This window comes from Pedococcus sp. P1_H8, from assembly GCF_056405175.1.
In genome coordinates, this window is sequence record NZ_JBFUCP010000011.1 from 104,854 (window position 1) to 124,315 (window position 19,462).

At 70.6% G+C, this 19,462-nt stretch carries 18 protein-coding genes, 1 tRNA gene and 1 other RNA gene; 6 read left to right on the forward strand and 14 right to left on the reverse strand.

Annotation, left to right across the window (positions count from 1 at the left end):
* Positions 1–9 precede the first annotated feature (9 nt).
* From AC1DYG_RS16390 to AC1DYG_RS16415, 6 genes are all read right to left on the reverse strand, one after another.
* Complete coding sequence (locus AC1DYG_RS16390; protein ID WP_477640932.1) at positions 10–435, reverse strand: NUDIX hydrolase; 426 nt, start codon at positions 433–435, stop codon at positions 10–12.
* Between the two features lie 142 nt (positions 436–577).
* Positions 578–2,296, reverse strand: a complete 1,719-nt coding sequence (locus AC1DYG_RS16395) for an AMP-binding protein (protein WP_477640933.1) — start codon at positions 2,294–2,296, stop codon at positions 578–580.
* A gap of 13 nt (positions 2,297–2,309) precedes the next feature.
* Positions 2,310–3,509 (reverse strand): pyrophosphate--fructose-6-phosphate 1-phosphotransferase, encoded by a 1,200-nt coding sequence (locus AC1DYG_RS16400; protein WP_477640934.1) that lies wholly within the window; start codon positions 3,507–3,509, stop codon positions 2,310–2,312.
* A 61-nt stretch (positions 3,510–3,570) separates the two neighbouring features.
* Positions 3,571–4,389, reverse strand: coding sequence for a L,D-transpeptidase family protein (locus tag AC1DYG_RS16405; RefSeq protein ID WP_477640935.1), 819 nt, complete (start codon positions 4,387–4,389; stop codon positions 3,571–3,573).
* Positions 4,386–5,306: a M15 family metallopeptidase gene (locus AC1DYG_RS16410; RefSeq protein WP_477640936.1), complete on the reverse strand. Its 921-nt coding sequence runs from the start codon at positions 5,304–5,306 to the stop codon at positions 4,386–4,388. The genes AC1DYG_RS16405 and AC1DYG_RS16410 overlap by 4 nt, the downstream gene beginning before the upstream one ends.
* 69 nt (positions 5,307–5,375) lie before the next feature.
* Positions 5,376–6,230 (reverse strand): LytR C-terminal domain-containing protein, encoded by an 855-nt coding sequence (locus AC1DYG_RS16415; protein ID WP_477640937.1) that lies wholly within the window; start codon positions 6,228–6,230, stop codon positions 5,376–5,378.
* 148 nt (positions 6,231–6,378) lie between these two features.
* On the opposite strand from AC1DYG_RS16415, the gene AC1DYG_RS16420 reads away from it, so the two are divergent.
* Positions 6,379–6,885 carry a hypothetical protein gene (locus AC1DYG_RS16420; protein WP_477640938.1) on the forward strand — a complete coding sequence of 169 codons (507 nt, stop codon included), beginning with the start codon at positions 6,379–6,381 and terminating at the stop codon, positions 6,883–6,885.
* A 2-nt stretch (positions 6,886–6,887) separates the two neighbouring features.
* On the opposite strand, the gene AC1DYG_RS16425 is transcribed toward AC1DYG_RS16420, so the two are convergent.
* Complete coding sequence (locus AC1DYG_RS16425) at positions 6,888–7,979, reverse strand: aspartate-semialdehyde dehydrogenase (protein WP_477640939.1); 1,092 nt, start codon at positions 7,977–7,979, stop codon at positions 6,888–6,890.
* The gene (locus tag AC1DYG_RS16430; RefSeq protein ID WP_477617148.1) at positions 7,976–9,247 is read right to left on the reverse strand and encodes an aspartate kinase; all 1,272 of its coding nucleotides are present in this window, start codon (positions 9,245–9,247) and stop codon (positions 7,976–7,978) included. The genes AC1DYG_RS16425 and AC1DYG_RS16430 overlap by 4 nt, the downstream gene beginning before the upstream one ends.
* Before the next feature lie 154 nt (positions 9,248–9,401).
* Here AC1DYG_RS16430 and AC1DYG_RS16435 point away from each other — a divergent pair, with 154 nt between their 5' ends.
* Entirely contained in the window at positions 9,402–10,316 is a 915-nt protein-coding gene (locus AC1DYG_RS16435) for an ABC transporter ATP-binding protein (protein ID WP_477640940.1), read from the forward strand.
* Positions 10,313–11,464, forward strand: a complete 1,152-nt coding sequence (locus AC1DYG_RS16440) for an ABC transporter permease (protein ID WP_477640941.1) — start codon at positions 10,313–10,315, stop codon at positions 11,462–11,464. Before AC1DYG_RS16435 ends, AC1DYG_RS16440 begins: the two co-directional genes overlap by 4 nt.
* 129 nt (positions 11,465–11,593) lie before the next feature.
* Here AC1DYG_RS16440 and AC1DYG_RS16445 read toward each other — a convergent pair whose 3' ends face one another.
* Genes AC1DYG_RS16445 through AC1DYG_RS16460 form a run of 4 tightly spaced genes read right to left on the reverse strand, consistent with a single transcriptional unit; the run spans position 11,594 to position 15,521 of the window.
* Entirely contained in the window at positions 11,594–12,145 is a 552-nt protein-coding gene (locus tag AC1DYG_RS16445) for a DUF5063 domain-containing protein (RefSeq protein ID WP_477640942.1), read from the reverse strand.
* On the reverse strand, positions 12,138–12,737 hold the full coding sequence (recR, locus tag AC1DYG_RS16450; protein WP_477640943.1) for a recombination mediator RecR: 600 nt from the start codon (positions 12,735–12,737) through the stop codon (positions 12,138–12,140). Before recR ends, AC1DYG_RS16445 begins: the two co-directional genes overlap by 8 nt.
* A 10-nt stretch (positions 12,738–12,747) precedes the next feature.
* Entirely contained in the window at positions 12,748–13,311 is a 564-nt protein-coding gene (locus AC1DYG_RS16455) for an SRPBCC family protein (protein ID WP_477640944.1), read from the reverse strand.
* 8 nt (positions 13,312–13,319) lie between these two features.
* Positions 13,320–15,521, reverse strand: a complete 2,202-nt coding sequence (locus AC1DYG_RS16460; protein ID WP_477640945.1) for a DNA polymerase III subunit gamma and tau — start codon at positions 15,519–15,521, stop codon at positions 13,320–13,322.
* Positions 15,522–15,587: 66 nt separating this feature from the next.
* Between AC1DYG_RS16460 and AC1DYG_RS16465 the strand changes: the two genes are divergently transcribed.
* Entirely contained in the window at positions 15,588–16,283 is a 696-nt protein-coding gene (locus AC1DYG_RS16465; protein WP_477640946.1) for an ABC transporter ATP-binding protein, read from the forward strand.
* Positions 16,280–17,683 (forward strand): hypothetical protein, encoded by a 1,404-nt coding sequence (locus AC1DYG_RS16470; RefSeq protein WP_477640947.1) that lies wholly within the window; start codon positions 16,280–16,282, stop codon positions 17,681–17,683. The genes AC1DYG_RS16465 and AC1DYG_RS16470 overlap by 4 nt, the downstream gene beginning before the upstream one ends.
* Positions 17,684–17,787: 104 nt before the next feature.
* Here the strand turns inward: AC1DYG_RS16470 and ffs are convergent.
* Positions 17,788–17,886, reverse strand: an RNA gene (ffs, locus tag AC1DYG_RS16475) — signal recognition particle sRNA small type.
* A 168-nt stretch (positions 17,887–18,054) separates the two neighbouring features.
* Between ffs and AC1DYG_RS16480 the strand changes: the two genes are divergently transcribed.
* Positions 18,055–18,142 (forward strand) — tRNA-Ser (locus AC1DYG_RS16480).
* A 92-nt stretch (positions 18,143–18,234) separates the two neighbouring features.
* Here the strand turns inward: AC1DYG_RS16480 and AC1DYG_RS16485 are convergent.
* Positions 18,235–19,462: HNH endonuclease signature motif containing protein (locus AC1DYG_RS16485; RefSeq protein WP_477640948.1), on the reverse strand; the 1,228-nt coding region annotated here is incomplete at its 5' end.

A 19,462-nucleotide genomic window follows, 5' to 3' on the forward strand; every position in this document is an offset into this window, starting at 1 on the left:
GCGTCGGGATCAGGTGTCGGGCCAGATCATCGACCACCGCGAGGCCAGGGCCTTGCGGGTCCGGGGCGACAGGTTGAGGCCGACGATCTCGGGCAGGCTCCACCACAGCGCGGACGACCCCGTCACCGTGGGCAGCAGGGAGGGCTCGGCTCCGCACTCGAAGACCAGGTGCACCACGTGCAGATCTCCCTCGACGACGCTCTCGACGTCGATGACCTCGGCCCTGGTGGCTGTCAGCGCCCCCGCCGCGGAGACCAGCCGCCGGACCCGGATGACCGGGTCCTCCCCCACCTCGATGACAGCGCCCGGGAGACCCCAGAACGGCTGCTCCGGCGGCTTGGCCCGGTCGAGGAGCACCCGACGATCCGGGTCGACGCTGAGCACGTGGACGGCGATACACGTCCTCAACGGCATGGCTTTGGCCAGTCGCAACATGCCAACTTCCCATCAGGCAAACGGTCGGTAACCCCCCAGTCCCCACTGTTTGTCGGACAGAACCGCCCCCGGTTCCGGTTCGACGTGGCCAGACTAGTCGAGCGGCCCCACCAAATCCACGCGCTGTCCGCGGGCGCCTCGGTCACCCCTTGAGGTCGGGGAACTGGTCGTCGCGGAACTCCTCGGAGAGCGAACGCCCACCGTCGAAGGCCTGCTGCTCGCGATCGCGCAGCTCGACCCGGCGGATCTTGCCGGAGATGGTCTTGGGCAGCTCGAAGAACTCGACGCGTCGGACCCGCAGGTAGGGCGCGAGGTGCGCACGGGCGTGCGCCAGGATCGCCTTTGCGGTCTCGGCATCGGGCTCCCAGCCGGGGGCCAGCGCGATGTAGGCCTTGGGCACGGCCAGCCGGGTCGCATCGGGCGCCGGCACGACCGCCGCCTCGGCCACGGCTGGATGCTCGATGAGCACGCTCTCGAGCTCGAAGGGTGACACCTTGTAGTCGCTCGCCTTGAACACGTCGTCGGTGCGACCGATGTAGGTGATGTAGCCCTCCGCGTCACGCTGGGCCACGTCGCCCGTGTGGTAGTAGCCGCCGGACATCGCCGCCGCCTGGCGCTCCTCGTCACCGAGGTAGCCGGTCATCAGGTTGACGGGGTGCTGGGACAGGTCGAGGACGATCTCTCCCTCGTCGGCGAGCTCACCGGTGAGCGGGTCGATGAGCGCCACGGGCACGCCCGGCATGGGCCGCCCCATGGAGCCGGGCTTGAGTGGCTCGCCGGCTATGTTGCCGATCTGGAGGGTGGTCTCGGTCTGGCCGTACCCATCGCGGATGGTGAGGTCCCACGCGCGCTGGACCTGGCTGATCACCTCGGGGTTGAGCGGTTCGCCCGCAGCCAGGAGCTCGCGCAGGTCGCCCCTCCCGCCGCTGAGGTCGGCCTGGATCAGCATCCGCCAGACCGTGGGGGGAGCGCAGAAGGTCGTCACCCCGGCCCGCCTGATCTGGTCCAGCAGCGCGCCCGCGTCGAACCGCGCGTAGTTGTAGACGAAGATCGTGGACTCGGCGATCCACGGGGCGAAGAAGCACGACCAGGCGTGCTTGGCCCACCCGGGCGAGCTGATGGCCAGGTGGACGTCACCGGGTCGCGCGCCGATCCAGTACATCGTCGACAGGTGGCCGACGGGGTACGAAACCTGAGTGTGCTCAACGAGTTTCGGCTTGCTGGTCGTGCCCGAGGTGAAGTAGAGCAGCAGTGGATCCGATGCGGCGGTGGTGGTCTCGAAGGGGTGTGGCTCCGCGGCATACGCGTCGGTGTAGGCGTGCCAGCCGTCCGCCTCGCCGACGCACACGCGCAGGTAGTCGCCCGGCACCTCGTCGAACTTGGCGGTGTCCGCGGCGTTGGCCACCACCACCCGCGCACTGCCGCGGTCGACGCGGTCCCGCAGGTCAGCCGGGCCGAGGGCCGCCGTGGTCGGCATGATGACGGCACCGAGCTTGAACACCCCGAGCATCGTCTCCCAGAGCTCGACCTGGTTGCCGAGCATGAGCAGCACCCGGTCCCCCTTGGCCACGCCCAGCCCCGACAGCCAGACCGCGACCTGGTCGGAGCGGGTGGCCACCTCGTCGAAGGACAGCCGCTGCTCGGCGCCGTCCTCCTCCACGATCCACAGCGCCGTGGCCTCGTTGCCGCGGGCGATCGCGTCGAACCAGTCGACCGCCCAGTTGAAGCGCTCGCCCACGTCGGGCCACCGGAACTCGCGCACCGCGCGCTCGTGCTGCCCAGTGAGTGCGACGAGCGTGTCACGAGCCTCTCGGTATGCCGTGGTGCTGGGACGGGGTTCGGCCGCGGACGTGGGTGCCATGGCACCGACTGTGCTACGCCTGCCCGAGGTCAGCAAGCAGGGCTGTGTACCAGTCGACGGACGGGTCGAACGCCTTGCCGCCCTTGATCCGGTCGAACTCGATGGCGCGCAGCGAGTCCCCCCGCTCCTCGTCGTGCCCGACGACACCGGACTCGCCACGAAGAGCCGCGTCCACGGCATACGTCGTGCAGTCCTTGATGAGGGCGAGGTCCGCGTCGTTGGCCGCGGCCGACCGCGCGAAGTAGCCGCTCTTCTGGACGAGCACCTTGTCTGCCCCGAGCTGGTCGGCGAACTGCTTGGCGAACCACGCCCCCGGGTTGACCTTGTCGAGCTGGACGTGGCCGAAGGGGTCGCGCGGCACGTCCTGCCCGGCCTCCTCCATCGCCTCGACGATCTCGGTGACACCCGCACCCTCGGAGACGAAGAGGTTCACGCCGTCGTACTCGTCCATGACGGTGCGCAGCCGCTTCGCCTCGCTCGCGATGTCGAGCGGACGTTCCGGCACGAAGACGCCGTGGACGTCCCACCGCTCGGGCGAGTTCTCCAGCCAGCCACTGAACTCGGCGCCCTGCACCCACTGGTGGTGTGCGAGAGCCGTTGCGGCAGTGAGCCATCCGCAGTTGCGACCCATCACCTCGTGCACGATGAGCATCCTCGGGTTGGCGGAGTGCTCGGCGATCACGTTGCGCGCGAACGACGCGCCCTGCTCAGCGGCGGTCCAGGCGCCCAGGGACTGCCGGATCGGGATGACGTCGTTGTCGATCGTCTTGGGCAGCCCGACGACGGTGAGCTCGTAGCCGTTGGAGTGCAGGTAGGCGGCGAGATCCGCCGCGGTGCCGTTGGTGTCGTCGCCACCGATGGTGTGCAGGACGTCGACGCCGTCGCGGGTGAGCTGTTCGGCTGCGACGTGCAGCGGGTTCTGGCCCTCCTGGACCAGTCCGCGCTTCACGCAGTCCTTGACGTTGGTGAGCTTGACCCGGCTGTTGCCGATGGGACTACCCCCGAAGCCGTGCAGCAGGTGCGCCTTGGCCCGCACCTCGTCGGTGACCTCGACCGAGTCACCCGTGAGCAGCCCGGCATACCCGTTGCGGTAGGCGATGAGGCGCACGTCCGGCGCCACCTCGGAGTAGCGCTCGATGAGCCCGCCCACAGCGGACGAGAGGCAGGGGGCGAGGCCACCAGCGGTGAGCATGGCGACGGTCTTGACGGTCATGGGTTCACTCTGCCGTGTCGGGGAGGGGACGGCCACCGTGGTCTCAGCCCAGCGCCACGACTCAGCTGATCGACATGACGGCGCCGGACCGCTCCCACCGCATCACGGCCAGCAAGGCGGACGTCGGCAGGGACACGCAGCCGGCGGTCCCCCTGCCCGTGTCGACGTGGAAGAAGATGGCGGAACCCCGCCCGGGCGTCCGCGCTTCGTTGTAGCCGATCACCTGGGCGTAGTTGTAGGCAGGCGTGTTGAGGAGGTTCTCGGCCGAGGTCCACCGGCCGTTGGCCGGCTTGTGCTGGTGGGTGTTGTAGAGGCTCGACTGGCTGTCGTCGACCCAGACGTCGGAGCTGTCGACGCCGAACCACCCTTGCGGCAGACCGGGATTCGCGCGGGCACCGAAGCCACCGCGCAAGGGGAAGGTGCCCGCGGGCGTCTTGAGGTCACCCTCGTGCTTGGACCAGCTGACCCCGTTGAGCCCGACGTGGCCGTAGTAGGGGCCGAGGTCGAGGACGTAGCCGGCGGACGTCCGGCGGCAGGCCCGCACGGTCGCCCTGGAGCCCGACGACCGGACGGTCACGACCTGGGCGGCGCGCACCCCCGAGGGGACCGAGCAGGTGGCCGCGGCCTTCGGCTTCGGACTCGGCTTGGGGCTCGGTTTCGGCGTCGAGCGGGTGGTCGTGGACGTCTTCGGCTTGGGTGCCGCCGTCGTGGTCGTGCTGGTCGTGGTCGTGCGGGTCGTGGACGGTGTCGTCGACGAGGCGGTGGCGCGAGTGGTCGGCGACGCGGCCTCGGGCTCGCTCGAGCAGGCGGTGAGCAGGGCAACGGCCGCAAGCCCCACGGCATACCCGCCACTAAGGCGGCGAGGGAACACCCGGGTCATCGGTCGAAGTGCTGGTAGTCGGGGTGGGACCACAGCCCACCCCAGCGCAGGCCTTGGTTGGTGAAGGCCCGCACCGCGGCACTCCCACTCGACGAGAAGACGCCGGGCGCAGGTCCGCGCCGGCTCAGCCAGTAGCGGTCGGGGTAGACGGTCCCGTTGTCGGCGACGTAGGGGTTCTCGAAGTCGTTGACGTCGATCGCCGTGCCGTAGGCGTGCTTGCTGTAGACCTTGCTCGCCTCCTGGCCGCCGACGTAGCGGCAGTTGAACGCGGAGGTGTTGTCCGCCTCCATCGCCGCGTAGTCGTTGGCGCCCGGGCCCTTTGGGTTGTGGCCCCACGACGCGTCCATCGGCTTCATCTGGCGGATGCGGAACTGCAGGGCGTAGAGCCGGGCGAACGCGGCGGCTGTCTCGTCGGCGATCGACGCATTCACGACGAGCGATCCCCTCGACCGCTTGCCGTCGAAGCCCCAGAAGTTGACGCGCACGTATCTCAGCTGCGAGCGCCCCACCGGGCACCCCGCGGTCCACGAGTAGCCCACCATCGCGTTCCAGACGCCGTCGGGGACGCGGGCGATCGAGGCGTTGGCGCCCGAGCCGACTGCAGGCTCGTTCCGCGGGAAACGCACCGTCGGCTCGGCCCCCGCGCGCGGGACCGGGGCCAGGCTCGTGGCCGGCCCGGGCTTCGGAGCCGCAGTGGTATGCCGCGTCGCCGGCGGCGGTGGCTTGCTCGCCTTGGTGGCCGGCGGCTTCGTCGTGGTCGTCGTCGCGCTCGTCGGCGTTGAGGTCGCAGTCGCCGCCGTGGTCGACGCCGCGGCTGGGCCGGTGGTGCTGGTCGCGGAGTCGGGCTGACCGCCACCACACGCGGAGGCGAGGACGGCACACAGGAGGGGAACCGCATACAGGGGGCGAGACGTCATGGGGCACCCACTGTGCCTGTTCCTCGCGCCCGATGCCAAGCCCGGGTCGCGGCGGCTCTCAGGTCGTGGTCACTTGCAGGGACGCGCCACCGTTGGCACCGCCTGCACGGGTCGGGGAGGCAGCGGGGGGACGTCAGCGCTCGGGGTCAGCTCCGTGAACGCGTTGCCGATGACGAGGTCGACACCTGCCCCGAGGCGGTCGTCCTTGACCAGCTGGGCGTCCGGGACGTGTCCTTGCAGCAGGGTCGCGGCCAGGTCGCCCTCCTCGCCGTAGCGGATGACGGCGGTGCCCATCTGCAGGGTGCGCAAGGGGTCGTTGGACACATCCTTGACCTTGAACCCGCGAGCCGCGACGGCATCGGCGACGGTCTTGGCCAGGCCGGTCTTGTAGGTCGTGTTGTAGACGTTGACCTTGACCTCGGACGGAGTCGGCTTGAGCCGCGCGGGAATCGGGACCAGCTGCTGGTAGCCCAGACCCACGACGACGTCGACCGAGGTGCCCGACCGGGTGTCGGCGAACAGCTTCGCCCCGGGAATCTGGGAGGCCGTCAGGAGCGCCTGGTCGAGCCCCTTCGGGCCGTGGTGCACGACGGCGGTCTGGGTGACGTACCAGGACTCGGGAGCGTTGCTGATGCCCCCGACGGTGAACTTCCGCTTGGCCAGGCCGACGGCGACCTCGGCGGCGACGCCCTGGCGGCCGGTGGCGTTCATGACGTTGACGGTGAAGGACGCACGGGCCGGCGCTGGCACGACGATCGGGGTGCAGGCGGGCTTGGGCGGCGGCGGGGTCATCCAGCCTGCCGAGTAGGCCGCGGTGATGCTGGCCGTGCCCAGCAGGACGCCGGGGATGGTGACGAAGAGCATGACCTGGCGCAACCGGTGCTTGCGCCACAGCTGAGTTGGTGTGAGGTCCTCGTCCTTCATTGCTGCCCCCTGGCTCGCGGTGATCCCGAGTCACAATCGTCACACCAGTCACACCAGTCACATGTCAAGCGACACGCGCACGACACGTTTCGTCACCGAGCCGTGATCGGTGGGGCTGCGGAAGGAGGCTGCGCGAGGATGTCGAGCCATGACCTTCCTCGCCACCACGGCAGCGCGAGCCCAGCGAGGCCGACGGGTCGCAGCCGCCACCTGGGTCGCGATGCTGGCCCTCCCGATGCTTGCCCTCACGGGCTGCGGCGGACCGGACGGGCTCGAGGGCACCGTCGTGGCGGTCGACGACACGGGCAAGGACGACCGACCCCTCGGCGGCGGCTGGGTCGCGGTGCTCGGGGACGCTGCGCTGCTGGACTTCCTCGGACAGGCCGGCATCGACGTCCCGGGCAGCGGCGACCTGCCCTATGTCGGGGGACGTGTCCTGCGCGACGAGGTCACGCGCGCCGGAGGGGTCTTGGCGCCCATCGACGAGGACGGGAAGTTCGCGCTCACGGCGACCGGACGGCATACCGTGTGCCGGCTCGTCGAAGCGCCGCAGGTGGATGTCCTGCACGGCTGTGCGGTGGTCGACCTCCCCGCGAACGGCAGGCTCCAGCTCTCGGTCGGGGAGGCCGGTCTGCGGGCGACCCTGGACGACTGACGTCAGCGGACGACGGCGAGGTCCTTCGCGACCAGCTCGGCGACCTGCACCATGTTGAGCGCAGCGCCCTTGCGCAGGTTGTCGCCGCAGATGAAGAAGTCGAGCGTGTTGGGGAAGTCGAGCGCCTGGCGCAACCGGCCGGCGAAGCGCGGATCGGAGCCGACGATGTCCGACGGCGTCGGGAACTCCAGGCTCTCGGGGTCGTCCAGCACGACCACGGCCGGCGCCTCGACGAGGGCCTGCCGGGCTTCGGCGACGTCGATCTTGCGGGCGAACGTGGCGTGGACGGCTACCGAGTGCGTCGTGATGACAGGCACCCGGACACAGGTCGCGGAGACGCGCAGGTCAGGCAGTCCGAGCACCTTGCGGGTCTCGTTTCGGATCTTGAGCTCCTCGGACGTCCAGCCGTCCTCGGCCGCCACCCCGATCCACGGGATGACGTTGAGGGCCAGCGGCGCCGGGAACGGTGAATCGGCGCCGAGCTCGTGCTCGATCAGGCGTCGCACGTCTCCCGGCTGGTGTCCGAGCTCGCGGTGGCCCGCCACGACCTCGAGCTCGTCGTAGAGCCGCCCCATGCCGACCCGACCGGCACCGGAGGCCGCCTGGTAGGACGCCACGACCAGCTCGGTGAGCTCCCACCCAGCGTGCAGGACACCGAGCGCATCGATCATCGTCAACGTCGTCGCACCGGGGTTGGCGATGATGCCCTTGGGCCGGTTGCGGATCTGCAGGGGGTTGACCTCGGGGACGACCAGCGGGATGTCGGGATCTCCACGCAGCGCCGAGCTGTTGTCGATGACGACCGCCCCGCGGGCCGCGGCGATCGGCGCCCACAGGGCAGCCACCGGTGCAGGGACGTCGACGAGCGCGATGTCGACGCCGTCGAAGAACTCGGGCGACAGCTCTTGGACGACCACCTCGCGGCCGCAGACCACCAGGACCGTGCCGGCGTCCTCCGCGCAGGCGGCAGCCCGGATCTCGCCCCAGATGTCGGCCCGCATCGCGAGCACCTGCTGGGTCACCGCCCCCACGGCTCCGGTGGCTCCGACCAGTGCGAGCGTCGGGCGCGGGGCCTTCGAGGCCAGTGAGGTCACCGGCCGGTGCCTCCGTAGACCACGGCTTCGCCCTCCGTGGAGTCCAGCCCGAACGCCGAGTGCACCGCGCGGACGGCATCGTCGAGAACCTCGGCCCGCGTCACCACCGAGATGCGGATCTCGGACGTCGAGATCATCTCGATGTTGACGCCGGTGTCGGCGAGCGCCTTGAAGAACGTCGCAGAGACTCCCGGGTGCGAACGCATCCCGGCGCCCACGAGGGACAGCTTGCCGATCTGGTCGTCGTACTGGATCGAGGCGAAGCCGACGGACTCCTGCACCTTCCGCAGCGCGTGGACCCCGGTCTGGCCGTCCGTCTTGGGACAGGTGAACGAGATGTCCGTGAGGCCGGTCTCGGTCGCCGACACGTTCTGCACGATCATGTCGATGTTGATCTCGGCGTCGGCGCAGGTCTGGAAGATCGCCGCCGCCTTGCCGGGGTGGTCCGGGACGCCGACAACGGTGATCTTGGCTTCGCTGCGGTCGTGGGCGACACCGGCGATGATGGGGGCTTCCACGGTGTCTCCTTCAACTGGTTTGTCCGTGACGATGGTGCCCTCCTTCGCTGAGAAGGAGCTGCGAACGTGGATGGGGATGTGGAACCGGCGGGCGTACTCGACGCTGCGCAGGTGGAGGACCTTTGATCCCGAGGCCGCCAGCTCGAGCATCTCCTCGTTGGAGATGCGGTGGATCTTGCGGGCTGCCGGGACGATTCGCGGGTCGGCGGTGAAGACGCCGTCGACGTCGGTGTAGATCTCGCACACCTCGGCGTTGAGCGCAGCGGCCAGCGCGACCGCGGTCGTGTCGGTCCCGCCGCGCCCCAGGGTGGTGATCTCCTTGGTGTCCTGGCTGACGCCCTGGAACCCGGCGACGATGACGATGTGTCCCTTGTCGAGGGCGTCGGTGACCCGGCCCGGGGTCACGTCGATGATGCGGGCGCGGCCGTGCGAGGAGTCGGTGATGACGCCGGCCTGGCTGCCCGTGAACGACCGCACGGTGTAGCCCAGGTCAGCGATCGCCATGGCCACCAGGGCCATGGAGATGCGCTCGCCTGCGGTCAGCAGCATGTCCAGCTCGCGGGGCGGGGGCTGCGGGCTCACCTGGTTGGCCAGGTCGAGCAGCTCGTCGGTGCTGTCGCCCATGGCGGACACCGCGACGCACACGTCGTTCCCGGCCTTCTTGGCCTCGGCGATCCGACGGGCGACACGCTTGATGCTGGCTGCATCGGCCAGCGATGAGCCGCCATATTTCTGGACGACGATCGGCACGGTTGGAACTCCTGTGGACCCGAGACGGCGGTGCGGCGGTGCGGAGTCGCCAGCATAACTGCCGTCCTCATCGTGGGACGTGGGTGCCGCATGCCGGACGCGGGTGAGTACGAAAGCCGATGGCAGGGCGGTCGGGCACCGCTAGCCTTCGCGCATGAGCATCGAGGTACAGGGGGTGCGGCGAGCGTTCGGGGACGTGCTCGCCGTCGACAGCATCAGCCTCACGGCAGAGCCGGGCGAGGTCACTGCGCTGATCGGTCCCAACGGTTCGGGCAAGACGACGCTGCTGTTGATGATGGCCACGCTGCTCGTGCCGGACCAGGGCCAGATCCGCATCGACGGGCTCGACCCCGTCAGCCAGCCGACCGAGGTCCGGGCGAAGATCGGGTGGATGCCCGACGGCTTCGGCACCTGGGACGCGCTCACGGTGCGCGAGGTGCTGCACACCATCGCCGCGGCATACCGGATCCCGGCGGACCGGGCACGGGCCCGCACCGACGAGCTGTTGCACACGGTCCACCTCGACGACCTCGCCGACCGGCGCGCGCGGGTCCTCTCGCGGGGGCAGAAGCAGCGGCTCGGCCTGGCCCGCGCCCTCATCAACGACCCCAGCGTGCTCCTGCTCGACGAGCCGGCCTCCGGACTGGACCCGCGCAGCCGCATCGAGCTGCGCGATGTATTGAGATCCCTTGCGGCACAAGGCAAGACGGTCCTGGTCTCCAGCCACATCCTCACCGAGCTCCAAGAGGTGGCCGACCGCGCCGTCATCGTGGCCCGCGGACGGAGCCTGGAGACCCAGAGCCTCGACGCGGGCTTCGTCGCGACGGCGATGGCCTCGTGGCGCATCGACTCGCTCGACCCCGAAGACCTCGCGAGCTGGCTCGAGGAACACCACGTGCCAGCCATCCGGGTCGGAGGCGGCCTCACCGAGGTCGAGGTGGCCGGCGAGGAGAACGCCGCGCGACTGCTCGCCGACCTGGTCCGCGACGGCATCCGGGTGATCGCCTTCGCCCCCAGTCAGGGCGCCCTCGAGTCCGCCTACCTCGCAGCGACGGAGGACCGGCGATGAGCTGGCACGGAATCAGGACGATCGCGGCCCTCGAGCTGCGTCAACGAGTCCGCACCTCGCGCTGGCCGATCGTGCTGGCGGTCTGGGTCGTCCTCATCGCGGGCGTCACGTTCCTCGCCTACTGGGCGACGAACGACCCCGACCTCAGCTCGGGATCGGCGATGTACGACATCGTCGTCTTCTTCGTGCTGGGGCTGTCCATGCTCATCGTGCCCTCGCTCACGGCGACCTCGGTCAACGGCGACCGCGAGCACGGTGTCCTGGCGACGCTGCAGACCACGCTCCTGTCCCCGTGGGACATCGCGCTCGGCAAGCTGCTCTCGGCCTGGGCGATCTCGCTGGCCTTCCTCACGAGCGCGCTGCCGTTCCTGGCGTGGGCGTGGTTCGAGGGTGGCATCTCGGCGGGGCGCATCGTGATGTCCCTGTTCGTGCTGATCCTCGTGCTTGCGGTGGTGTGCTCGATCGGCCTGATGTTCTCCACCCTCACGGCGCGACCGGTCGCCTCGGCCGTGCTGACCTACCTGACGATGGGCGCCCTCGTCTTCGGCACCACGATCGGGTTCGGGCTCAGCGCCTTCCTCGTGACGCAGGAGGAGACGCAGAAGGTCTACGGCATCCCCGAGTCGTGGTTCCAGAACCACCAGCCCCCTGCCTTCGACCCGAGCGACCCCAACCTCACGCCCGAACAGCTCGAGCAGATCAAGAAGAGCCAGGTCGAGCCGACTCGCGCCGACTGCACCACCTTCACCCGCCGCGCGACCGTTGCGCACACGGAGCGGATCTGGTGGATGCTGCCGCTCAACCCGTTCGTCGTGGTCGCCGACGCGGCACCCTCGCAGCCGCGCAAGAAGAACGGGATCTACTCCGGCGGCTTCACCCCGATGCGCTGGATCAGCGCCGGGTCACGCATGGCGCGCAACGGACCCGACGACGTCGCACAGGAATGCGCTAGCTTCATCGGCGAGGGTCAGGGGGAGTTCACCGACGGGAGCTATGTGGACCCGCTCGACGAGGCCCTCGAGAGCGCTCCGGTCTGGCCGTTCGGTCTCGGCTTCCTGCTGATCGCCGGCCTCGGCGCGGGGGTGGTGGCCGGTCAGCGGCTGCGCACACCGATCCGCCGCCTGCCCAACGGCACCCGCATCGCCTGACGGCCTCGCAGCGCGCTCCGCACGCAGATGAGGTATGCCGCGTGCTCGCCCGAGTCTTTGAAGGATCCACCGCGTTCTGACGTCGCAGATCCTTCAAGGACTCGCGTGACGGGGTCGATCGTCAGCAGGTCAGGGGTGCAGGGCGTCGAACTCGGCCTCGGAGACTCGCTCCTCGTCGGCGTCGAGCCGGATGTGGCCGAGCAGGGACTGCAGGACGCGCAGGGCGGAGGCCGCCCGCTCGCCCCAGTCGGAGAGGTAGCTGAACTGCCACCACCACAGCGCCTCCGACACGCGCCCGGCGTCGTAGTGCCGCAGGCCGTGGGAGAGCGCACCGGCGATGACCGTCACGTCGTTGGACAGTGATCCGGTGGCGAGCTCGGTCGAGGTGACGGGGTCGACGAGGTCGGCGTACTCGTCGAGTCCCTCGAAGAGGTTGGCGACGCCCGCCCGCAGCGGGTCGAGCTCGGCCTCGACCGTGTCGGTCTCGAACCGCTCGGCCGGGACGATGTCCTCGATGGCGCCGAGCCGGGCACCCATGACGAGCACCTGGGACAACGCGAGGAGCGTCATCGGGATGGCTGCATCGGGCGCCGTCCCCGAGGCCACCTCGGTGACCGTCGAGAGATAGGCGCGGGCGTCAGCGGCCGACTCATCGGCCAGCACCTTCAGATCGTCAGACATCGAGAAGCCTCCTGCCTTCGAATGCGCGGCCGAGGGTGACCTCGTCGGCATACTCCAGATCGCCACCCACGGGCAGCCCCGATGCGAGCCGGGTCACCCGCAACCCCATGGGGCGCAGGAAACGGGCCAGGTAGCTGGCCGTCGCCTCACCCTCGAGGTTGGGGTCGGTGGCGATGATGATCTCGGTGACCTCGGCCGACGCCAGCCGGGTCATCAGCTCCTTGATGCGCAGGTCGTCTGGCCCCACACCGTCGATCGGACTGATCGCGCCACCCAGCACGTGGTAGCGGCCGCGGAACTCGCGCGTGCGCTCGATGGCGACCACGTCCTTCGGCTCCTCCACGACGCAGATGGCGGTGTTGTCACGGCGCGGGTCGGCGCAGATCCGGCACTGCTCGGACTCCGCGACGTTGCCGCAGGTCTCGCAGAACCGCACCTTGGCCTTGACCTCGGTGAGCACCTCGACCAGGCGCTTGACGTCGATCGCGTCGGCCTGCAGCAGGTGGAAGGCGATCCGCTGGGCACTCTTGGGACCGACACCGGGCAGTCGCCCGAGCTCGTCGATCAGGTCCTGGACCACGCCTTCGTACACACCCGTGAGCCTATGCCCTCGCGGTGTCGCTGGTGGCGCGGACCCGCTCGCGAAGCCCGGCTGCCAGGCCCATGACGGTGAGCTGGTCTATCAACCCACCTCCGTGCTCCGCGACGAACCGGTGCCTGACCGGCGCCAGGCGCAGGCGCAAGTGCATTCGGGTGAGCTGGCCACCGACCGGCGTCAGCTGAAGGCACCACGTCAGGTGGGTACTGCCGCGGGTCGAGCCGTAGAGCAGGTGCCGGGCCGGTGCGAGCTCGACCACGGTGAACGTCGCGTCCGCCCCACCCCAGTCCGGGACCACGTCGCCGACCGACAGCGCCTGGAGTCGGTGGTCGATCCGCCGCAGGCCGCGACGGGCGGGCGGAACGACTCGCTCGGCCAGCGCGGGGAAGTACCAGCCGGCTCGTCGCTTGCCCAGCTGGACGATCCACGGCCACACGGCGTCGGGGGGAGCCTCCAGGGTGAACGCACGATCCATCACGACATCGGCGGGTGCCAGGACGTCGTCCCCCGGCAGCGAGGACGCACGCTCGGCCACGGTCGGACGCGTGAGGAGCTCAGCGATGCCCATCGAAGCGATCAAGGTCCTTCGTCGATGACCTTGCCGCCGAGCAGCCGCTCGATCACCGGTCGGCCGACCTCGCCCAGCTCGGCGATGTCCTCGTCGTCGGCGCTGGCGGCGCTGTCATCGGCGACATAGGTGTCGGGAGTCCGCGCCGGCGCCTCTGCCGCCACCGCCGCCTTGGCCGCAGCCAGCCTCGACCCCTGTGCGGACTCGGCGGGAGCAGGCGCAGCACTCGTCGGGTCGTCGCTGGCCCAACTCGGACCGCCGCTGGGCCCCGAGGATGCGGTGGCCCAACCGCCGCCGGTCTCGGGCGGCGGGCTCGAGGCAGCAATGCCACCGTATGCCGCGTCGCCACCAGGGCTTCCCGCCGCATCACCGTCGGTGCCGCCTCGGGCGCCAGACGGCGCGGGGTTGTCGCCCTTGACGGCCGGGTCATCGGACGGGAACCGGTTGGCGGGCGCGACGGTGGGGTGGGCCTCGCCGCTCGGCGCGGAGAGGGCGGCGTCGGGGGTGGGGATCCCCTCGACGCGCGCGTCGACGCCGAGCACGTCGATGAGGGCCTGACGGACCAGGTCGGCGTGCGGACCGTGACGGAAGGTGTTGGCGATGCCGACGGTCGAGATGCCGAGCACCACCTTGGAGCCGTCGTAGTCGTGCACGATCGCGTGCTCGGACAGCAGCGTCCACGTCGTGCGCTTGTGCTTGAAGATCCAGCCGAGGATGTCCGGCCAGGCCCGGCGGATGGCCGCGACGTCGATGCCACCACCAGGTGTGCCGGACCGGGGCGCCTCTGCGGCGGGCTCAGCCACCACTGGCTCAGGCGACGTGGACTCGGGTGACGTGGGCTCGGACGACGTCGGCTCGGGTGACCCTGCATCGGGCACCTGCTCGCGCACGACCTCCGGCTCGACAACCACCGGCTCGGGGGCCGGCACGGGCGGCGCAGCGACGGCAACGGGCGCCGCAGCGGGCGGCGAGACGGACGAGGAGGCCGGCGCCGCTGCACGGGTCACCGACGGGACGCCCTCGACGTCGAGGCGACGTTCGAGGCGGTCCAGGCGCGCGGCATACCCGGACTCACCCGAGGCGGCGGGGAGCAGCACGCGCGCGCAGATGAGCTCGAGCTGGAGTCGCGGCGCGGTGGCGCCGGTCATCTCGGTCAGTCCGGCATTGACGATGTCGGCCGCGCGCGACAGGGCGCCGCCGCCGAAGGCGGCCGACTGCTGACGCATGCGCTCGAGCTGGTCTTCGGGCACACCCCGCAACACCGAGGACGCGCCGTCGGGGACCGCCGCCACGACGATCAGGTCACGCAGCCGTTCGAGCAGGTCCTCGACGAAGCGGCGGGGGTCGAGCCCGGTCTCGATGACGCGGTCGACCTGGTGGAACACGCCCGCCGCGTCGGCCGCGGCGAAGGCGTCGATGATCGCGTCGAGCAGCTCGGCGTCGGTGAACCCCAGCAGCGCCGCGGCCCCCTCGTAGGTGAGTCCCTCGTCGCTGGAGCCGGCGATCAGCTGGTCGAGCACCGACAACGAGTCGCGCACCGACCCGCCACCGGCGCGCGTCACGAAGGACAGCACGCCCGGCGCAACGGCCACGCGCTCCTGCTCGCAGAGGCTGGCCATGTAGTCGGAGAGCTGGCCGGGCGGGACCAGCCGGAACGGGTAGTGGTGGGTGCGGCTGCGGATCGTGCCGATGACCTTCTCGGGCTCGGTCGTCGCGAAGACGAACTTCACGTGCTCGGGCGGCTCCTCGACGATCTTGAGCAGGGCGTTGAAGCCCTGCGGCGTGACCATGTGGGCCTCGTCGATGATGTAGATCTTGTAGCGGCTCTGGGCCGGGCCGTAGGACGCGCGTTCGCGCAGGTCACGGGCGTCGTCGACACCACCGTGGCTGGCCGCGTCGATCTCGATGACGTCGACGCTGCCGGCGCCGCCGCGGGCGAGCGCCACACAGGAGTCGCAGGTGCCACAGGGGGTCGGCGTCGGCCCCTGCTCACAGTTGAGGCAGCGGGCCAGGATGCGCGCGCTGGTCGTCTTGCCGCACCCGCGCGGCCCCGAGAACAGGTAGGCGTGGTTGACCCGGCCCGTGCGCAGCGCCTGCATCAGGGGCTCGGTGACGTGCTCCTGGCCGATGACGTCGGCGAAGGTCTCGGGCCGGTAGCGGCGGTACAACGCGGTGCTCACCTCGGGAACCCTAGTCGCCCCCGACGACATCCGCGGCGTCCGCGTGCCTCGGGCGTCCAGACCCGGGTGGCACACTTGCGGCGACGAAGGAGACAGATGTTCGCACGCCGCAGACAGCCCACCGCCGAGCCGGGTTCGGGCGCGGAGGGGACGACTCAACCGGTGACGCTGTCGGCCACCGGAGTCGCCAAGGAGATCGACGGCAACGTGCTCCTGCGGCCGGTCGACGTCGCCGTCACCTCCGGACAGTGCGTCGTCCTGCGCGGGGAGAACGGCAGCGGCAAGACCACCCTGCTGCGGATCCTCGCCGGCACCCTCGACCCCTCGTCGGGCACGGCCAGCCTGGACGGGCAGTCGCTCGACGAACGCGACCCCGCCACGCGCGCGCGGGTGGCTGCCCTCATCGGCTCGCCCACGGCATACCGCGACCTGACCCTCATCGACCACCTCGTCCTCATCGACTCGACGTGGGGCGGGGCCATCGGCACCGCCGACGAGCGGGCCGACGCGATGCTGGCCGAGCTCGAGGTCGACCACCTCTCCGAACGGTTCCCGCACGAGCTGTCCTCCGGGCAGCAACACCTCTTCCACCTCGCGATGGTGCTGTTCCGGCCGGCGCGGGTGCTGCTCCTCGACGAACCCGAGCAGCGCCTCGACACCCACAAGCGCGCATTGCTCACCGACATCCTGCTGGCCCGCAAGGCCGCCGGAGCCGCCCTGGTCGTCGCCTGCCACGACCCCACCATGACGGCCGCCATCGGCGACGCGGTGGTCGACGTCGTCGGCCCATGAGCGAGCCAACCGACGAGGTCGCGGGGCCGACGACCGACCGCGAACGCCTCGCCCAGACGCGCGAGGTCATCCGGGGCGGCCTTCCCGAGGAGGGCAACGGCAATGCCGTGTATGCCGCGTACGTCGCCGTGATCGCGTCCCTCGTCTACGGCGTCCCGGCGTCGCGCGCCTTCTTCGAGTTCGTCGACCCTGCGTGGCTCTCGCGTCACCTGACCGGAGTCCAGGGTGTCCTCGTGGTCGCGGCGATCGTCGTGGCACTCCTGCTCCTCGCGCACCGACTGGGCTCGGTCCGGGGCCCGGTGGTGCCCGACCTGCCCTATCTCGACCACGTCGTGGTCAGTGGCCTCGACCGCGCCGTCGTGCTGCGACGCTCGTGGCGCCTCAGCCTCGTCGGATGCCTCGTCGGCGGACTCCTGAGCGGAGCGGTGATCGGCACCGGCATGGTGGTCGCCGACGTCGCCTCGCCGCTGGCCCTGGTGCCCACGACGCTCGGGGGCATCGTTGTCGGCCTCGGCTTCGCCGGCTCCTGGCTGTGGGGACAGGTGCGGTCCTGGCCCACCGGCACGCGGGGTCCCGAGACGGTCCTGCGTGAGGTCCGCTCGCTGCGCGCCCTGCACCACGTCGGGCTGCGCACCCAGGCGGCCCGGGCCGTGACCATCGGCGGTGCGGTGCTCGCCGGCGACCTGCGCGCGGCCAGGCTCGACGTCGCCTCCCCCACGACCCGGCTCCGTCGGCGACGGTTGCGGGCCCGCGGGCCGGTGGCCGTGGTCGCCGCGAGAGACCTGCTTGGGCTGCGGCGCTCGCCCGGAGCGCTCCTCGTCGGGGCGGTCCTGTCCGGGGCTGGGTGCTGGGCCCTCGCGCACGCGGCGACTCCGGGAGTGCCCAACATCGTCGCCTTCGTCGGGGTGGTCGCGTGCTACCTCGGCTACGGCGCCTGGGCTGAGGGGATGCGCCTGCAGGGCGACAACGCCGGGACACCTCCCCTCATCGGGCTCGCCTACGGCCAGGAGGCGCTGGCCCACCTCGTCGCCCCCTCACTCCTGTATGCCGCCGTGGCGCTGCTCGCAGGCGGCGTGGTCGCCCTGACCTCGGCCGGCGGAGTCGCCGCGCTCGTGTGGCCGCTGGCCATGGTCGCCCTCGTGGCAGGCGCGCACCTCATGGCGGCCTTCCGCGGCCTCCCTCCGGTGTCGCTGTTCTCGCCGGGGTCGGCCGTCATGTCGGTCGCCTTCTGGTACGCGCGACCGCTGCTGCTCACGGTCATCGGAGGCGTCGCGGCCTCGGCGCTGCTGACCCGCTCCAGCGCGTCCAACGCGGTGATGGTCCTCGTGCTCGCGTCCTACGCTGCCGTGATGTTCGGCCGGCGTCGCGTGCGGCTGCTCGACGAAGGCCACCGAGCCTGAGTCTCGGTCTGGCGGCCGAGGCGCGCACGCGGCATACCTCGAGATTTGCGGCCAGTTGGCCGACTTTTCGGGGCGCGCCCCCGCCGGGCTTGTGGGCGTCGCGAGACAAAGGGACACCCCGCGTACCTGGAAGAGCTCTCCTACCCTTGCTGCATTCCTGCCCTGGGGGAGTTCGGAGAGGTACCACCACACGGGGTGCCTGCGCTCAGTGTAGACGGGGGGCCAGCAGGTCTGCGAATCCGCTCGGCCCCTAGGGCTCGCCGACGTGAACAAAGGCGGATGAGGCGGTCCCCCGAGCGAACCACGCGCGAATCAGGCGGGAATCGGAAGCGATTTCAGGGCAAGCCGTTCGCTCAGGTAGCCTCCTCGGCGGAGGATTCGCATAGTGGCCTAGTGCGCACGCTTGGAAAGCGTGTTGAGTGAAAGCTCTCAGGGGTTCGAATCCCCTATCCTCCGCCAACCGAGATGGCCCCCACATTTGCGTGGGGGCCTTTCTCGTCGCTGGGCGGCGGCGGGGGGTTTGCCGTCCCCGCCGCGCGAGGAGGTAGCGATCAGAAGGGCGGCGGATCGTCCGCCCGAGCTCGTCGGCCCGACCTTCTGGGTCGAGTCCTCTGGCAGGTCCCGCCGTAGGTTCCGTCGAGAAGCAACACCCTCCCTCGGGTGCGGACCTCGAGCCCGCGTGCGCGAGGGCCATGGCGGAACCGTCGAGCGATCACCTGCTCAGCCGCGCACATCCGGTGGGCGAGCTCGTCCTCCCAAGCAGACCAGATGAGGACCGGCGTCACTCGTGACACGAAGGCGACGGGTTGCGGTGCGACCGGTTGAGGCGCGACCGGCTGAGGCGCGACCGGTTGAGGCGCGATTGGCCGTGGCTGGTCCTGGGATGGAGACGCGTCCAGCTGGCTGTCCGCGCGCTGGCTGATCTCGAGCTGGAGGAAGTCCTGGGGCAGGGTGGTGCGCACCCTGCCGGTCGGGTCGGTCCAGGTGACGGTGGCGTCGGGCTCGATGCGGACCCGCCACCGGACGGTCTGCTTGATGCGGTGGTGTCGCCGACACAGGCACATCAGGTTCGCTGCGTGGGTGGGCCCGAGGGGCCAGGGTCGGACGTGGTCCAGGTCGCAGAAGCGGGCGTTGACGGTGCAGCCGGGAAAGCGGCATCGCCCGTCGCGGGCCCGGACCAGGTCGATCAGCGCCGCAGGTGGCCGGTAAGCCTTCGACTCGGTGACTCGTTGACGGCCGGTCTTGTCAGGATCGGTCGCGACGGCCATCAGGGCACCGGTCTCGGTGTCGCAGGCGACCACTTCGTGGCGCACCGTCACTCCGCTGTCCGACGCGCGGTCGCTCGTGCGGGCGCTCGCCGGGTCGCTCGTGGGGTCGCTCGTGGGGTCGCTCGTGGGGTCGCTCGTGGGGTCGCTCGTGGTGTCGAGGTCGGGGTCGGTGCCGTCCCCGAGGCTGGTCAACCACCCTCGCCGCACCTGGGCGGTGCCCGGCATCCCGAACCCAGCGACCGTCACCAGCGCGTCGGCGTCTCTTGCAGCTGCTGCGCTCGCGGCAACTGCCTCCATCGCTGGTGCTCCCTCGGTCACGGGGTCCGGCTCAGCCGTGACCGCGCAGTCGTCGGGGTCCACCGTCTTGCTGACCATGGTCGGCGCCGTGTCGCCGACGGAGTCGCCAACGGACTCGCGAGGGGTCGCCGTGAGCTGGTCCGTCGTGGCGAGTTGGTCCGTCGTGGCGAGTTGGTCCGTCGTGGCGAGTTGGTCCGTCGTGGCGAGTTGGTCC

Bases quoted from the DNA above. Each gene is read 5' to 3' on its own strand.
- AC1DYG_RS16460 (WP_477640945.1), bottom strand. From the start codon at position 15,521: ATGTCGTCGGGGGCGACTAGGGTTCCCGAGGTGAGCACCGCGTTGTAC.
- AC1DYG_RS16390 (WP_477640932.1), bottom strand. From the start codon at position 435: ATGTTGCGACTGGCCAAAGCCATGCCGTTGAGGACGTGTATCGCCGTC.
- AC1DYG_RS16465 (WP_477640946.1), top strand. From the start codon at position 15,588: ATGTTCGCACGCCGCAGACAGCCCACCGCCGAGCCGGGTTCGGGCGCG.
- AC1DYG_RS16400 (WP_477640934.1), bottom strand. From the start codon at position 3,509: ATGACCGTCAAGACCGTCGCCATGCTCACCGCTGGTGGCCTCGCCCCC.
- AC1DYG_RS16440 (WP_477640941.1), top strand. From the start codon at position 10,313: ATGAGCTGGCACGGAATCAGGACGATCGCGGCCCTCGAGCTGCGTCAA.
- AC1DYG_RS16415 (WP_477640937.1), bottom strand. From the start codon at position 6,230: ATGAAGGACGAGGACCTCACACCAACTCAGCTGTGGCGCAAGCACCGG.
- AC1DYG_RS16435 (WP_477640940.1), top strand. From the start codon at position 9,402: ATGAGCATCGAGGTACAGGGGGTGCGGCGAGCGTTCGGGGACGTGCTC.
- AC1DYG_RS16455 (WP_477640944.1), bottom strand. From the start codon at position 13,311: ATGGGCATCGCTGAGCTCCTCACGCGTCCGACCGTGGCCGAGCGTGCG.
- AC1DYG_RS16420 (WP_477640938.1), top strand. From the start codon at position 6,379: ATGACCTTCCTCGCCACCACGGCAGCGCGAGCCCAGCGAGGCCGACGG.
- AC1DYG_RS16405 (WP_477640935.1), bottom strand. From the start codon at position 4,389: ATGACCCGGGTGTTCCCTCGCCGCCTTAGTGGCGGGTATGCCGTGGGG.
- AC1DYG_RS16445 (WP_477640942.1), bottom strand. From the start codon at position 12,145: ATGTCTGACGATCTGAAGGTGCTGGCCGATGAGTCGGCCGCTGACGCC.
- AC1DYG_RS16470 (WP_477640947.1), top strand. From the start codon at position 16,280: ATGAGCGAGCCAACCGACGAGGTCGCGGGGCCGACGACCGACCGCGAA.
- AC1DYG_RS16410 (WP_477640936.1), bottom strand. From the start codon at position 5,306: ATGACGTCTCGCCCCCTGTATGCGGTTCCCCTCCTGTGTGCCGTCCTC.
- AC1DYG_RS16395 (WP_477640933.1), bottom strand. From the start codon at position 2,296: ATGGCACCCACGTCCGCGGCCGAACCCCGTCCCAGCACCACGGCATAC.